This is a genomic window from Terrihabitans rhizophilus (assembly GCF_033898525.1).
GTDB classification, from domain to species: domain Bacteria; phylum Pseudomonadota; class Alphaproteobacteria; order Rhizobiales; family Methylopilaceae; genus Flaviflagellibacter; species Flaviflagellibacter rhizophilus.
Window position 1 is genome coordinate 20922 of the sequence record NZ_JAXAFJ010000009.1, and the last position, 14018, is coordinate 34939.

At 64.5% G+C, this 14018-nt stretch carries 12 protein-coding genes and 1 tRNA gene; 7 read left to right on the forward strand and 6 right to left on the reverse strand.

Going from position 1 to position 14018, the window contains the following annotated elements:
* The first annotated feature begins 70 nt into the window (after positions 1–70).
* From SCD90_RS13490 to SCD90_RS13510, 5 genes are all read left to right on the forward strand, one after another.
* Positions 71–634, forward strand: coding sequence for a polysaccharide biosynthesis/export family protein (locus SCD90_RS13490; protein WP_319845213.1), 564 nt, complete (start codon positions 71–73; stop codon positions 632–634).
* On the forward strand, positions 631–1788 hold the full coding sequence (locus SCD90_RS13495) for a glycosyltransferase family 4 protein (protein ID WP_319845214.1): 1158 nt from the start codon (positions 631–633) through the stop codon (positions 1786–1788). Before SCD90_RS13490 ends, SCD90_RS13495 begins: the two co-directional genes overlap by 4 nt.
* Before the next feature lie 61 nt (positions 1789–1849).
* Entirely contained in the window at positions 1850–3361 is a 1512-nt protein-coding gene (locus SCD90_RS13500) for an undecaprenyl-phosphate glucose phosphotransferase (RefSeq protein ID WP_319845215.1), read from the forward strand.
* On the forward strand, positions 3351–4694 hold the full coding sequence (locus tag SCD90_RS13505) for a lipopolysaccharide biosynthesis protein (protein WP_319845216.1): 1344 nt from the start codon (positions 3351–3353) through the stop codon (positions 4692–4694). The genes SCD90_RS13500 and SCD90_RS13505 overlap by 11 nt, the downstream gene beginning before the upstream one ends.
* The gene (locus SCD90_RS13510; RefSeq protein ID WP_319845217.1) at positions 4691–5512 is read left to right on the forward strand and encodes a glycosyltransferase; all 822 of its coding nucleotides are present in this window, start codon (positions 4691–4693) and stop codon (positions 5510–5512) included. Before SCD90_RS13505 ends, SCD90_RS13510 begins: the two co-directional genes overlap by 4 nt.
* 12 nt (positions 5513–5524) lie before the next feature.
* Here the strand turns inward: SCD90_RS13510 and SCD90_RS13515 are convergent, their stop codons facing one another.
* Positions 5525–6754 carry an O-antigen ligase family protein gene (locus tag SCD90_RS13515; RefSeq protein WP_319845218.1) on the reverse strand — a complete coding sequence of 410 codons (1230 nt, stop codon included), beginning with the start codon at positions 6752–6754 and terminating at the stop codon, positions 5525–5527.
* A gap of 49 nt (positions 6755–6803) precedes the next feature.
* Complete coding sequence (gene murJ / locus SCD90_RS13520) at positions 6804–8339, reverse strand: murein biosynthesis integral membrane protein MurJ (RefSeq protein ID WP_319845219.1); 1536 nt, start codon at positions 8337–8339, stop codon at positions 6804–6806.
* A 333-nt stretch (positions 8340–8672) separates the two neighbouring features.
* Between murJ and SCD90_RS13525 the strand changes: the two genes are divergently transcribed.
* Together SCD90_RS13525 and SCD90_RS13530 are read left to right on the forward strand one after the other, a co-directional pair.
* Positions 8673–9872, forward strand: coding sequence for a porin (locus SCD90_RS13525; RefSeq protein ID WP_319845220.1), 1200 nt, complete (start codon positions 8673–8675; stop codon positions 9870–9872).
* A 146-nt stretch (positions 9873–10018) separates the two neighbouring features.
* Positions 10019–10096, forward strand: a tRNA-Pro gene (locus SCD90_RS13530).
* Positions 10097–10768: 672 nt separating this feature from the next.
* Here the strand turns inward: SCD90_RS13530 and SCD90_RS13535 are convergent.
* The 4 genes from SCD90_RS13535 to plsX form a co-directional block, all read right to left on the reverse strand.
* Positions 10769–11527 carry a MerR family transcriptional regulator gene (locus tag SCD90_RS13535; protein WP_319845221.1) on the reverse strand — a complete coding sequence of 253 codons (759 nt, stop codon included), beginning with the start codon at positions 11525–11527 and terminating at the stop codon, positions 10769–10771.
* 32 nt (positions 11528–11559) lie between these two features.
* On the reverse strand, positions 11560–11874 hold the full coding sequence (locus tag SCD90_RS13540) for an integration host factor subunit alpha (protein WP_319845222.1): 315 nt from the start codon (positions 11872–11874) through the stop codon (positions 11560–11562).
* An 83-nt stretch (positions 11875–11957) separates the two neighbouring features.
* Positions 11958–12932 (reverse strand): beta-ketoacyl-ACP synthase III, encoded by a 975-nt coding sequence (locus tag SCD90_RS13545; RefSeq protein WP_319845330.1) that lies wholly within the window; start codon positions 12930–12932, stop codon positions 11958–11960.
* Positions 12933–12934: 2 nt separating this feature from the next.
* Positions 12935–13996, reverse strand: a complete 1062-nt coding sequence (plsX, locus tag SCD90_RS13550; protein ID WP_319845223.1) for a phosphate acyltransferase PlsX — start codon at positions 13994–13996, stop codon at positions 12935–12937.
* Between the last annotated feature and the right edge of the window lie 22 nt (positions 13997–14018).

A 14018-nucleotide genomic window follows, 5' to 3' on the forward strand; every position in this document is an offset into this window, starting at 1 on the left:
ACATGGTTGGGAAGGTTTTGTTAACCATAAGTAAGTAACGCTGCGGCTCGGACCTTTGTCAGGGATCATCATGCCTCGGCTGCCGTTCTGGCTCATTATCATGCCCCTGATCCTGCTCTCGGCCGCCAATTGTGCGCCGCCGCAGACCGGCGTCATGGCAGCGCCCCTGCCCGATGCTCCCTATCGCCTCGGCAGCGGAGACCGCCTGCGGATCGTGGTGTTCGACCAGACCAATCTCTCCGGCAGCTTCGCCGTGGATGCGGCAGGCATGATCACGCTGCCGCTGCTCGGCACTGTGCCCGCGGAGGGCAAGACGCCGCAGGAGTTGAAAGCTGTTCTCGAACAGAGGCTGCGCAAGCAGTTCCTGCGCGAACCGAACGTCTCCGTCGAGATCGAGGCCTACCGTCCCTTCTTCATCTTCGGAGAAGTCGCGCAATCGGGGCAGTACGCCTACATCGCCGGCATGACCGTCGAACAGGCTGTCGCCATTGCCGGTGGCTACACGCCGCGCGGACGCCGCGGTCCCGTTCAGCTTGCCCGCCGCGACGGTGCCGATGTGGTGCGCATTGAGGTGCCGCTCACGACGCTTATGCGGCCGGGCGACACGATATTCGTTCAGGAGCGCTGGTTTTGACCGACGGCGCGCCGCTCCGGATCATCCACGTCTTCCGCGCACCGCTGGGAGGGCTTTTCCGCCATGTGATGGATCTCGCTCGCGGACAGGTGGACGCGGGCCATCAGGTCGGCATCCTGTGCGATTCAGTGGCCGGGAATCCGCGCGACCATGAAAAGCTTGAGGCTCTGGAGCCGGAACTGGCCCTTGGCTTGCGGCGAATGCCCATGGCGCGCGTGCCGTCGCTGCACGATCGGCATGCACTTACAATGATGGCGGCCTTCCATCGCGAGGCACGGCCGGATGTGATCCATGGACACGGGGCCAAGGGCGGCGCGTTTGCGCGCCTGCCGGGCTTCTACACACGCGGCTGGCCGGTGACCTGCTACACGCCTCACGGCGGCAGCTTCCATTATGCCCCGGGCACCGCTGTGCACCGCGTCTACACCACCGCGGAGCGCATTCTCGCCCGCCGCACCGGCGCCCTGCTGATGGAAAGCCACTTCATCGCGCGAAAGGTGCGCGAGACGCTCGGCCAGGTCGAGGTGCCGATCCACGTGGTGCACAACGGCATTTCCGAAAGCGAGTTCGCACCCGTCACGCGGAGCGCCGATGCGGCGGACCTGCTGTATGTGGGCGAGCTGCGCTTCGAAAAAGGTGTCGACACCGTTCTCGATGCGCTCGCGATGCTCTCCGAGGAAGGATTGCGGCCCACAATACGCATCCAGGGCTCTGGACCGCATGAGACGGCGCTGCATGATCGGGTTCGCTCGCTCGGCCTCGCGGAGCAAGTGCGCTTCGCGCCGGCCGGCCCCGTGCGCGAGGGGTTCGAGAACGCCCGCATCATGATCGTTCCGTCGCGCAAGGAATCCCTGCCTTATGTGGTGCTCGAGGCTGCCGGCGCGGGGGTGCCGCTGATCTCGACCGATGTCGGGGGCATTCCCGAGATCTTCGGACCGTTCAGCGACCGGCTCATTCCTGCCGGCGAGCCCCCGGTCCTTCGCGACGCCATCCGCGCGGCTCTTCGCCAGCCGGAACAGGAACTCCGACGGAACGCGGAAGAACTTGCCCTTTTCGTGCGGGGCAATTTCGCCATGTCACGCATGATCTCCGAAGTGGAAGATGCGTATCGCCGGGCGCTTGCAACAAGGGCCGATCTGCAGCGCCGCCATTAAGCCTTCCGTGACGCCTCTGCTGCATTCATGATCGAAGCGCCGTAAAAGCGGCTGGCCGATCATGACCGTGGACGACATCACCTCACCACCGCCACCAACACCTGAGACCCAGCCGCGCCCAGGCATGCCGCCGCGCGCACTGGACCTGGCCGAGCAGCCGGTGAAGCCCACCTTTTCCCCGGTCGTGGTTTCGGGATTGGTGCGCATTACCGAGGCCGCCGTGCTGGTCGTCTCCGGGTTCACCGCACGGCTTGTGCTGGGATCCGAGCATAGCGACGGGCTATGGCCCGAAGCGGCCCTGATCCTGCTCGTCGGCATCGTCGCGGTTCTGCTGTTCGAAGCGGCACAGCTTTATTCCATCCCGATGTTCCGGCAGCGCTTCCAGCAGATCACGCGCGTGGTGGCCGCGTGGACGGGCCTCATGCTGGCCGTGCTTGCGGGCCTCTTCCTGCTTGGTTGGGGTGCGCCCATCCTGCCTTGGCTGCTCGGCTGGTGGAGCCTTGCGGTGGTCGTGCTCGCAACCGAGCGGTTCGGGCTTGCCTTGCTGGTGAAGCACTGGACGCGGGCGGGCCGGCTGCTGCGTCGCACGGTGATCGTCGGCGGCGGCCTTCCGGGCGAGGACGTTGTCCGCCGGATCAAGGCCGACACCAAGACCGATGTGGAGCTGTGCGGGGTCTTCGACGACCGAACCGACGAGCGCTCCCCCGACATGGTGGCCGGCGTGCCGAAGCTTGGGACGGTCGACGATCTCGTGGAGTTCGCCCGCCGCACGCGCATCGACCTGGTCATCTTCTCGCTTCCGATCTCGGCGGAAGGCCGCATCCTGCAGATGCTCCGCAAGCTGCAGGTACTGCCGGTGGATATCCGGCTGGCAGCGCATACGAACAAGCTGCAGTTCCGGCCCCGCTCGTATTCCTATGTCGGCTCCGTGCCGGTCATCGACATCTTCGACAAGCCTATCGCCCATTGGGACGTGGTCTTGAAATGGCTGTTCGACCGTCTCGTCGGCGCTGCCATGCTCGTTGTCCTCGCGCCGGTGATGGCGGGCGTGGCCCTTGCCATCAAGATGGACTCAAAGGGTCCGGTCCTGTTCCGGCAGAAGCGCTACGGCTTCAACAACGAGCTGATCGAGGTCTTCAAGTTCCGGTCGATGTACACGGACATGACCGACGCAACGGCCACCAAGCTCGTGACCAAGGACGATCCGCGCGTCACCAAGGTCGGCCGCTTCATCCGCAAGACCAGCCTCGACGAGTTGCCGCAACTGTTCAACGTCGTGCTGAAGGGTGACCTTTCGCTCGTCGGCCCCCGCCCTCACGCGGTGCATGCCAAAGCCCAGAACCAGCTCTACGACCAGGTGGTGGACGGATATTTCGCACGCCATCGCGTGAAGCCGGGCATCACCGGCTGGGCGCAGATCAATGGCTGGCGCGGGGAGACCGATACCGAGGAGAAGATCCAGCAGCGCGTGTCCCACGACCTGTTCTACATCGAGAACTGGTCCGTGATGCTGGATCTGAGGATCCTGGCAATGACCCCGATCTCCCTGCTGAGGACCGAGAATGCCTATTGAGGCGGGGCAGGACGCGGCTCCCATGGGGCGGCTGGCGGGCCTGCGCTCTCGCCTGGACATTCCATTGCTTGCCGCGGCCGTCGCCACCTCCGGCGTCAAGGTCGCATCCGCCGCGCTGAACTATCTCTTCCTGATCCTGCTGGCCCGCCTGATGACGGTGGATGGCTTCGGCCTCTACGGGGTGCTGTTCTCGGCCGCCACGCTCGCCGCCGCCGTCCTGACCTTCGGACAGCCGGTCTTCGTGCTGAAGAGCATCCCGCAGTTCGAGGCACTGAAGGATGAGGCGCGCAAGAAAGGCGTGCTCTTGTTCGGCCTCCGCGTGCTGGCCGGCACGTCCCTCGTCTTCCTGCTGGTTCTCGGCGGGGCCTACGAAATGCGGCTCCTGCCGTCGAGCCTGCTGGTCAGCGGCGTGCTGGTGGCCTTCGCCCTTCTGACCCTCGTCTACGCATTCTCGGACTACGCGTGCAACGTGCTGCGCGCGCTCGGCCATGCCTATGCGGGGCTGGTTCCCCGCGACATTGCCTGGCGGCTCCTCACCTGCGTCGGCGTCGTCGTCCTTGCCCGGTATGGCGAAGTCAGCCTCCTGAACGTGCTGCTGCTGCTCGCCGTGACGCTTGTGGTCCTCGTGGGCTGGCAGGCGCGTCGCATCGGGGGCCTGATACTGCGCATGAAGCCGGTGCTTCCCGTGGTCGAGACGGGCAACTGGGCCAAGGCCTCCACATGGATGGCCATAGGCTCCCTGCTCTATGTGGCCTCGATGACCGTGGACACCGTCATCGTCGGCGCAACCCTCGGTGCCGAGGACGCCGCGATCTACTTCGCGGCCGCCAGAACCGCCGCCATGTCCTCCCTGCTCCTCGTCGGCCTCCGCCTCATCGCAGCGCCGGTTTTTGCGAAGCTGCATTACGGTGCAGAGCCGGAGGCTCTCCGCGCCCGCATCGAGATGGTCTATGGCCTCTCGGCGGTGACGGCTTTGGCTCTCGGCGTGCTTGGCTATCTGCTGGCGCCCTACATCATCCAGTTGTTCGGAGCCGACTATGCCGAAGGCGTCACGCCCTTCCGTATCCTCCTCATCGGCCTCGCCGTCGCAACGGCCGGGGGCATGTCGGCGTCCATCCTCGAGTCCACGGGTGGCGAGCGCCTGAACGCCCTCGTCCTGCTGGCCACGCAGAGCGCGACCGCCCTCGCCATCGTGTTCGGCGCGCTCAATGCGGGGCTTTACGGTGCAGCCATCGCCAAGGCCGCGGGCGTGGCCATCGAGGCGCTTATCCTCACGGCCTGCGTGTTTTACAGGCTCAGGTCCGGCGCGCCGAAGGGGGTGGGCACCGCATGAGGTCCAGCGACATCGCGGTGCTGATGCCCGCCTACAATCCCGATCCGGTCCTGCTTCAGGAGGTGCTGCGCTCCCTTCTGTCGCAGTCGGAAGCCTGCGACGTCGTCATCGTCGACGACCATTCCCGCGTGCCGATCTCAAGCATCGTGGCGGAGGATCCGCGGATACGGGTGCTGAGGCTCGAACGAAATCTGGGGGTCACCGGAGCCCGCAACGAAGGTCTCCGCTACATCCTCGCGGAGGGATATCCCTTCATCGCCTGCAACGACGCCGACGATGTTTGCCTTCCGGAGCGGTTCCGGCTGCAGCTGGACAGGTTCGAGCGCGATCCCGCACTGGACATTCTGGGCGGCATGTCGCCCACCCACGACGCGAGCGGTGCCTTCCTCTTCACACGCGGGACAACCGGAGGGCCCGCGGTCATCCGCAAGCGTGTGCGCTACAATCTGCCCTTCGCGCACTCCACGTTCTTCTTCCGCTCCAGCGTGGTGACGCGCTTCGGCGACTATTCCGAGGACTTTCCGGCCGGTGAGGACTACGAATTCCTCTACCGCATCGTGGCCCGCGGCGGACGTGTCGACTGCCTCCCGGAGCCGCTGAGCACCTATCTGCTGAATCCAGCCGGCATCACGTTCAACAACTGGCAGCGCCAGATCCGGACACGGCTGAAGACGCAGCTGCGCTATTTCGATCCGCTCGCGCCGGGCTGCTATCTCGGCGTTGCGCGCACGCTCATCACCCTGATGGTGCCGCTGTCGATCTGGGGTCCGCTGAAGCGTGCCATCCGCACGAGGGTCGGAACACGCCAGCCCACCTGAGCGTCCGCCCGCCTAAGCGGCGCGCGCCGCGACGGTGCTTCCACGCCTCCTCAGCGACGCAATGGTGAGGCCCCATATGCCGCCGGCCAGCAGGAAGAAGTGGCGCCAGTGATCGGTGTCGATGATGTAGCCTTCGGCGGCCACGCCCACGAACGTTCCCAGAAATGCGATCAGCGCCGGTTGCCATGAAGCCCGGATGAAGACGCCGCGCAGACCGACGACCACCGTCGAGACGACGAAGCCGTAATAGGCCAGCGCGCCAATCCAGCCATAGGCATAGAGCGAGGCGAGATAGACATTGTGCGGGTCCATCCCGAACATCACCGAGAACTGCTTGGGCCCAAGCCCAACCGGAAACTCGAAGATGCGCCGGAACCCGGCAGCCTGGCTGCCGAACCGGCCATATTCGCCTGTATCGTAATAGTTCACGAGGTTCGCGCGCTCGGCGAACATGTTCTGAATGGACGGGATTGAGAGCAGGACCACGAGCAGCACGGCCACGCCGAACACGGCCACCACGGAGAGACTGATCAGCCGCAGGCGGAACGCCGCGGTCGGGCTCGTCACGAACATGAGGCCGAGCATCACGAGCGACGAAGCGACGAAGTGGCCCCAGGCCCCGCGTGAATAGCTGAAGAACAGGCCCATCAGGATGATAACCAGCGCGGCCATCGCAAGAGGTCGAAAGCCCTTGTAGATGAAGACCTGGATGAGGTGGAGGAGCGGCAGGATCAGGAACGGGCCGAACACGTTCGGGTCCTTGAACCCGCCGGACGCACGGCCATTGAGAAGAAACATGTCCGCGCCCGGCAGCACCCCGAAATAGGCCAATGTGCCAAGCCCCGCCGAAATCGTTGCCGCCACGACGTACCAGTTCAGCAGCACCTGCAGCCTGCGCTGCGTGTTCTCACCTAGCAGGCAGGCGAAGATGACCGTGTTCAGCGCCAGATAGATGGTGATGGCGAGGTAGATCACCGCCGAATGATCGAAGGCCACCTGCAGCACGGCGAACGACCCGGCTGCCGCCCACAGCGCGATCAAACCCAGCAGCGGCAGCAGGATGGCGTCCAGCTTCGCTCCGGAGATCAGGAGCGCCACCGCGAGCAGCAGCATGCAGCCCTCATAGGGCGCGGGCTCAATGGACACCATGAACGAAACGAGCATGGTCAGCGCCAGCAGGCCAAGGACAAGGCTTTCCCGGCGGATGAGGACCCTTGGTTGGTCAAAGCTGGCGACGGTCATGGCGGCATCCGGAACGTGCGGCAGCTTACCGCCGGCTCGTTAACGGGCTCTAAGACGCTCCACCGATCCTCGGATCCCGCCGCATCAGCACCCATCCACCGGCCAGAACCGCGACATAGGCGATGAGGCCTGCAGCAAGGCGCACCGACACCTCGAACAACACGCCGAACTCCGGCACCATCGCGATCAGGGGACGCGTATGGGGAACGAGCGCCTCGAGCACAGCAGCCATCGCAAACCCACCCGCCAGCGCCAGAATACAAAGGCGGATCATCCTGCGGTCCGGGGCGAACATGCCCCGGCGGCCGAGCAGGAGCGCCAGCAGCACGGCGTTGACCCAGGCTCCGCACGCCGTGGCCAGCGCCAGACCGGCATGGGCGAGCGTTCCGACAAGGAGGATCTTCAGCAGGACGTTGATCACGATCGATACGGCGAGCGCCTTGACCGGCGTGGCCGTATCTCCCCGCGCGTGGAATGCCGGAGTGAGCGCCCGTATCGCAACGACGGCCGTGAGCCCCACGCCATAGGCTTGCAATGCGGCGGCAGAACCGGCAACGGCCGCCGCATCGAACTGCCCTCGCCCGAACAGGGCGGCCATGACCGGTTCCGCCGCGAGCATGAACACGACGACGCATGGAAGGGTGAGGACGATGATGCCCTCCAGTGCACGATTGAGCCCGGTGCGGGCGCCCGGCTCGTCGCCGGCGGCCACCTTGCGCGAGAGGTCGGGCAGCAGCACCACGCCCACGGCAATGCCGATGACGGCGAGTGGAAGCTGATAGAGCCGGTCGGCGTAATAGAGGTAGGACACCGATCCTGGGGGCAGGAAGCTCGCGATGATGGTGTCGGCGAACATGGCGATCTGGACGCCGGCGGAGCCCAGCACCGCAGGGCCGAACGCCCGCAGGAAGCGCCGCATGTCCACGGTCCAGCGGGGCACCCGCAGGGCGAAGGCATGGCCCCTGCGCCACAGTTCCCACAGCAGATAGAGCATCTGCGCCACCCCGGAGGCCACCACGCCCCAGGCCAGGGCGTGCGCGATGCTCGGGAACGCAGACGCCGCGAACAACGAGGCGATCATCGAGATGTTCAGCAGAACCGGTGCCGCGGCAGCCGCGGCGAACCGGTTGTGCGCGTTGAGCACGCCCGCCATGAGCGTGACCACGGAGATCAGGCCGAGATAGGGAAAGGTGATGCGCGTCAGGTCGATCGCCAACGCGAATTGCTGCGGATCGTCCCTGAAACCGGGCGCCAATAGCCCAACGAACAGCGGCATCGCCAGATAGGCGACGGCCAGCAAGGCAATCTGGACGATGGCGATCAGCGACAGGATGGCGCCGGAGAATTCGCGGGCACCCGTTTCCCCGTTGGTGGTGAGCACCGCCGCGTAGCGCGGCACGAAAGCGGCGTTAAATGCCCCTTCGGCAAAGATCGCGCGGAAATGGTTGGGCAGGCGAAAGGCCACCATGAAAGCATCGGCTACAGGGCCAGCGCCGAGAAAGGCCGCCATCAGAACGTCCCGGACAAAGCCGAACAGGCGGGACAGGAGGGTGAGCCCACCGACAGATGCTGCGTTGCGCCACACGTGACTATCCCCGGACTTGCCGCTGCTGCTCTACGACAGGCCGGCATCGAGCGCTACGGGCGATGGGCGCGGAGTACCCAGACCCAGAAAAGCTGGTTCTCCAAGGTGTTGCCGCAAAACCATAGTGGTTCGCCAGCGGCTTTCAGCTTTGCAGATTTGTCATGCAAGTGACAAACGCCTCGTCTACCCCTCAAACCCGTCGATGTTGGTCAGCAACACCGTTGCCGAACCGACACACTGGACATCTACTGCGCGCCGCGGCGCGAAACAGCCTAGCGAATAGGCAAAACTGAGTGATACCTTTCCTGGGTATCGGGTTCTGGGGGACTAGAAATGATCAATTACAAGAGCCTCATCATCGGCGCCGGCCTGGCCAGCGTTGCTGTGAGCGGTTCGTTCGCTGCCGACCTGCCGATGGCTGAGCCGGTCGAGTACGTGAAGGTCTGCGACACCTACGGCAAGGGATACTTCTACATCCCCGGCACCGACACCTGCCTGAAGATCGGCGGTCTGGTGCGTATGGACAGCAAGTGGGAAGAGGATGGCGCAACCGATGATGAGGAAGGCGACGACTTCTACACCGACGTGCGCGGCCGCCTGCAGGTCGACGCCCGTTCCGAGACCGAGTGGGGCACGCTTCGCAGCTTCATCGAATTCGAAGGCCGCTCCGACAGCAATGGTGGCTATGATGACGGCGCCAGCTCCGTAAACGTCCGTCAGGCTTTCGTGCAGTTCGCTGGCTTCACCGCTGGCCGCCTTTCCCGTTCGCTGTACGACTTCGTGCCGTACAAGACGATCGGCGATCTATTCTCAGACGAGCAGGTCAACACCTTTGCCTACACCGCTTCCCTGGGTGGCGGCTTCGAGTTCAACATCGGCATGGAAGACAAGTACTTCCGCGCTCGCCCGTTTGACCTTGATGACGGCGAGTCCGACCTCGACCAGGTTTGGCCGAACGGCATTGCTTCGCTCGTCGTGAAGCAGGCTTGGGGCGATGCCAAGATCTCTGCGGCCGTTCAGGACAACGAGGGTGATGGCTTCGAAGGCATCGAAGATTCTATCGGCTGGGCTGTTCAGGCTGGCCTGAGCGTCAATCTGCCGACTGAAGCCAAGGGCAGCAAGGTTTGGGTGCAGGCTGCCTACACGGAAGGCGCGACGTCTTACATCGGCGGTGAAGACTTCAGCGGAAACTTCCGCAATGATCCGGACTTCGGTGGCGGCCTTCTCCGCGACCAGGATGAGAATGGTGAGAACGTTGAAGCCTTCTCCGTTGGCGGCGGTGTTGCCTACTTCTGGAACAAGAGCATTAACTCGCACGTTTCAGTGATCTACTCGGACTTCGATCGCTCGGATGCAACCGCGATTCCTGATTTCAACGTGCTCTTCGTCGAAGCCAGCACCTTCTGGTCGCCGGTCAGCAACCTGGAACTCGGCCTCGCGCTGCAGTATCAGAACCTCGAAATCGAGGGTGTGGACCTCGGCGAGGACGAAGACCAGTTCGCTGGCGTGCTCCGCGTGGCCCGCACCTTCTGATCCCATCAGGATCTGAAAAGAACCCCGGCGAGCGATCGCCGGGGTTTTTTGTTGTCCACCGGGCGAGCTGCAATGACCGGGAAAGCCCTATTGCGGTGCAGACTCCCCTTGCCCGAAGCGCCCACATCTCCTAGAGATTTGCGCGTCGGAGCGTAGCGCAGCCCGGTTAGCGCACTAGTCTGGGGGACTAGGGGTCGGAGGTTCAAATCCTCTCGCTCCGACCAATTTCTCCTCTGAAAGCAGAGAGAGAAGACGCCTTCTGGCGGTTCGGCTCAAGAAGCCGCAAAGGCCACGAGCGAAGCACGGCAGCACCTGCAAGCACCGGAAGCTTCATAATCTCCCCATGCTGACTTCGCGGCCTTCCTGCCGCCTCTCCCGAAATTCCCTTAGAGCAGAAACACGAGATGAAACTCCGTGCGGTCTCGCATGGAGTCCTTTGTTCGCCGCGTGCGTTCCGCTTCGCTTCTCTCGCCGCTACAGCCGCACTAGTTGCGGCAGGTCAACCTGCAGATCGGAATCCGGGCGCGGGCATCGATACCGACATCGACATCGACCGCAGATACGACTGTGGACATGATGCGACTGCCGCGACCAAGCGCAGATTTCGCGGCGAGAGGCTGTACGGATCGCTCACCGGAGTGACGTTGTGGAATCTATGATGCTCACCAGCGTCACCAACGGAATGGCGCGCGGCGAGAGCTATCCGCGGGACCTGACGGGGCGTGTGCACATATAGAGCGGCGAAGTTAAACCGTTCGCCGCTTATCCCGCGGGTCATGCGCGGCGGAGCTTGGCTGGCACCACTGCAGCCTTCTGCGGTAACCACCGGCAACATGCGAACTGTCCGGGCTTGCCTAGCCATCGGTCACCCGCGCGCTGTCGGAACCTCCGCAGCCCTACACGTCCAGAGCGCGGCGACACTCCAGCAGATCGCGAAGCACGGCTTCCAGCCGCCTCCGCGCGGCCGGGGAAATCGCAGGTGCCGGACGGGCCACAGGGGCGGTCTCAGGGCGCGAAAGCTGCAGCGGCGCCCGCACGACCGGCGCAAGCGGCGCCTGGCGCCGCTCGGTTGCGCGCGGCTCAGGTGCCGGTTCACGCGCAGCTGGCGACTCTGCGGCAAACTCTGGAATGCGGCTCCCTGTCAGCGCCGGCTCATCGCGGCGCGAAGGGCTTCGAGGCTCGGGTGCCGTGTCCGGATCGTCGCCGAACTCAGGCTCGTCCTCTGCCATCTCGAACGACAAGTCGTCCTCGTCGTCTTCCTCCGCGGAGAAGCGCGGCTCGATCCGGAGATCATCCTCGAGCGTGCTGGCCGGGGGCCTCGCCGGACGCGAGCTCTCAACCGAGGGCGTGCTTCTTGCGGGTGGCGGCTGCGCCTCATCCTCCGCAAGTTGCCACGCCGTCATGACATGGCGCAGGCCCTGCTCCTTGAGGATGCGCTGCACGCCACGGATCGTATAGCCCTGCCCGTAGAGCAGGTGCTTGATGCCGCGCAGAAGCAGAACGTCGTCCGGGCGGTAATAGCGGCGGCCACCGGCGCGCTTCAGCGGCTTGATGTTGGGGAAGCGGGTTTCCCAGAAGCGCAGCACGTGCTGCGGCAGATCGAGGTCTTCCGCAACTTCGCTGATGGTTCGAAATGCGCCGGGAGCTTTGTCCATGCCGCTAGATTCGGGTGATTCGCCTCGCGGGATCAATCTTCGTCCTGCGGCACAGCCTCGCCATTGATCTGGCCCTTGAGGATGTTGCTGGGCTTGAAGACCAGAACCTTGCGCGGCGGGATCGGCACTTCCTCTCCGCTCTTCGGATTGCGGCCCACGCGTTGCCCCTTGGGCCGGACGATAAAGGATCCGAACGAGGACAGCTTCACGGTTTCGCCGGCTTCCAGCCGCGAGGTGATCTCATCCAGCACGGTCTCGACGAGTGCCGCGCTCTCGGTCCGCGACAATCCCACGCGCTGGTACACAGCCTCGCTGAGGTCGGCCCTCGTGACTGTACGACTGGCCATGTTTCCTCCGGGACGTTCTTGATTGTTTGTATCCCTGCCGTCAGCCTAACCGCGTAGCGGAATTGGTCAACAGAACTGGCGGCTTACCAACGCAATAGTGCCGAACCCCAGGTGAAGCCGCCGCCCATGGCTTCAAGCATCACCAGATCGCCCTGCTTGATTCGGCCTTCGCCATAGGCGGTGGCCAGCGCGAGCGGAATGGATGCGGCGGACGTATTGCCGTGCCGGTCCACCGTGATCACCACCTTGGCGGGATCGATCCCCAGCTTCTGGGCGCTGGAATCGATGATGCGCCGGTTGGCCTGGTGCGGCACGAACCAGGTCAGGTCGTCGGAGGTGAACCCGGTGGCCTTGTAGGCGTCGTAGACCACGTCGGTGATCATGCCTACCGCGTGCCGGAACACCTCCTTGCCTTCCATGGTCAGCACACCCACGGTCCCGGTGGTCGAAGGACCGCCGGTGGCGCACAGGCGCGGCCCGTGCCGGCCGTCGGAACGAAGATGCGAGGTCAGTACGCCGCGGTCTGTCTTGATCTCGCCCGGCTGCTCCTGCGCCTCCAGGATGATGGCCCCTGCCCCGTCGCCGAACAGGACGCAGGTGGTGCGGTCTTCCCAGTTCAGGATGCGTGACAGGGTGTCGACGCCGATGACCAAAGCGCGGCGATGGCTGCCCGAGGACAGGAACTTGTCGGCGATGGAGACGCCATAGACGAAGCCCGAGCACACCGCCTGCACGTCGAAGGCGGCGCCGTGGAACATCTCCAGCTTTGCCTGGATCTGCGTTGCAGTGGATGGAAAGGTCAGGTCGGGCGTCGTGGTCGCCACGATGATGAGGTCGAGATCGTCAGGCGTCAGGCCGGCGTCCTCCAGGGCAGCTATCGCTGCGGCGAGGCCAAGCGTGGAACTGGTCTCGCCCTCACCGGCGAGATAGCGCTGCCGAATTCCGGTGCGCTGGACGATCCACTCGTCGGAGGTGTCGACCTTCTGGGCCAGTTCCTCATTGGTGACCACGCGGGCCGGCAATGCGCTGCCGACGCCCACGACAACGGAACGCATGATCGTCACGATATGAGGGCTCCACCTTCGGAGGCGGTCTCGGCCTCGCGTGTGCGGTCGTAAGTAGCGAGGCCTGCCGTGATCTTGGACAGGAGCTCGTAGCGGGCCATGTCATGCCCGAGTTCAAGTGCGGCGGCAAATCCTTCGGCATCGGAGCCGCCATGGCTTTTGATGACCACGCCGTTCAGGCCGAGAAAGACGCCACCGTTCGAATTGCTCGGGTCCATTTTCTCGCGCAGCGCGTCAAACGCAGGCTTTGCGAGGAGGTAGCCGATCTTGGTGCGCCAGCTTGCCTGCAGCGCGGTCCTGAGAATGGTCGAGATCTGGCGGGCGGTGCCCTCGGCGGCCTTCAGCGCGATGTTTCCGGAGAAGCCCTCCGTCACCACCACATCGGTCGTGCCCTTGCCGATATCGTCGCCTTCCACGAAGCCGCGATAATCCATGGCAAAGCCGCCATCGCGCAGCATCTGCGCGGCTTCCCTGACCTCTTCCCCGCCCTTCATCTCCTCGACGCCCACATTGAGCAGGCCCACCGTGGGACGGTCGGTGTCGAAGACGATGCGGGCGAGCGCGCTGCCCATGACCGCGAAATCGACGAGCTGGCGCGCATCGGCGCCGATGGTCGCTCCCATGTCGAGGACGACGCTATCCCCGCGCAAGGTCGGCCACAGACCTGCGATCGCGGGGCGCGAAATGCCTGCAAGGGTGCGCAGGTGGATTGTCGACATCGCCATCAGCGCGCCGGTGTTGCCGCCGGACACCGCGATATCCGCCATGCCGTTCTTAACCTCATCGACGGTGAGCCACATGCTGGAACGGCGGCCGGTGCGCAGCGCCTGGCTTGGCTTGGCGTCCATGCCCACCACATCGTCCGTGTGGACGATCTCGGAAGCCGCTTTCAGCGCGGGACGAGAGGAGAGCAAGGGTGCAATCTCGCTCTCACGCCCGAAGAAGACGAACCTCGTGTCGGGCTTGCGTTCGAGCACCAGCGCTGTGCCGGGCACGGTGACGGAAGGGCCGTGGTCTCCGCCCATAGCGTCCACGGCAATACGAATCGGATTTGGCATGACAGTTTTGCTACGCGCCTTG

Excerpts from the sequence above, each read along its gene's own strand:
- plsX (WP_319845223.1), bottom strand. The coding sequence starts at position 13,996 with ATGCCAAATCCGATTCGTATTGCCGTGGACGCTATGGGCGGAGACCAC.
- SCD90_RS13535 (WP_319845221.1), bottom strand. The coding sequence starts at position 11,527 with ATGGACAAAGCTCCCGGCGCATTTCGAACCATCAGCGAAGTTGCGGAA.
- SCD90_RS13510 (WP_319845217.1), top strand. The coding sequence starts at position 4,691 with ATGAGGTCCAGCGACATCGCGGTGCTGATGCCCGCCTACAATCCCGAT.
- SCD90_RS13490 (WP_319845213.1), top strand. The coding sequence starts at position 71 with ATGCCTCGGCTGCCGTTCTGGCTCATTATCATGCCCCTGATCCTGCTC.
- SCD90_RS13540 (WP_319845222.1), bottom strand. The coding sequence starts at position 11,874 with ATGGCCAGTCGTACAGTCACGAGGGCCGACCTCAGCGAGGCTGTGTAC.
- SCD90_RS13500 (WP_319845215.1), top strand. The coding sequence starts at position 1,850 with ATGACCGTGGACGACATCACCTCACCACCGCCACCAACACCTGAGACC.
- SCD90_RS13505 (WP_319845216.1), top strand. The coding sequence starts at position 3,351 with ATGCCTATTGAGGCGGGGCAGGACGCGGCTCCCATGGGGCGGCTGGCG.
- SCD90_RS13525 (WP_319845220.1), top strand. The coding sequence starts at position 8,673 with ATGATCAATTACAAGAGCCTCATCATCGGCGCCGGCCTGGCCAGCGTT.
- SCD90_RS13515 (WP_319845218.1), bottom strand. The coding sequence starts at position 6,754 with ATGACCGTCGCCAGCTTTGACCAACCAAGGGTCCTCATCCGCCGGGAA.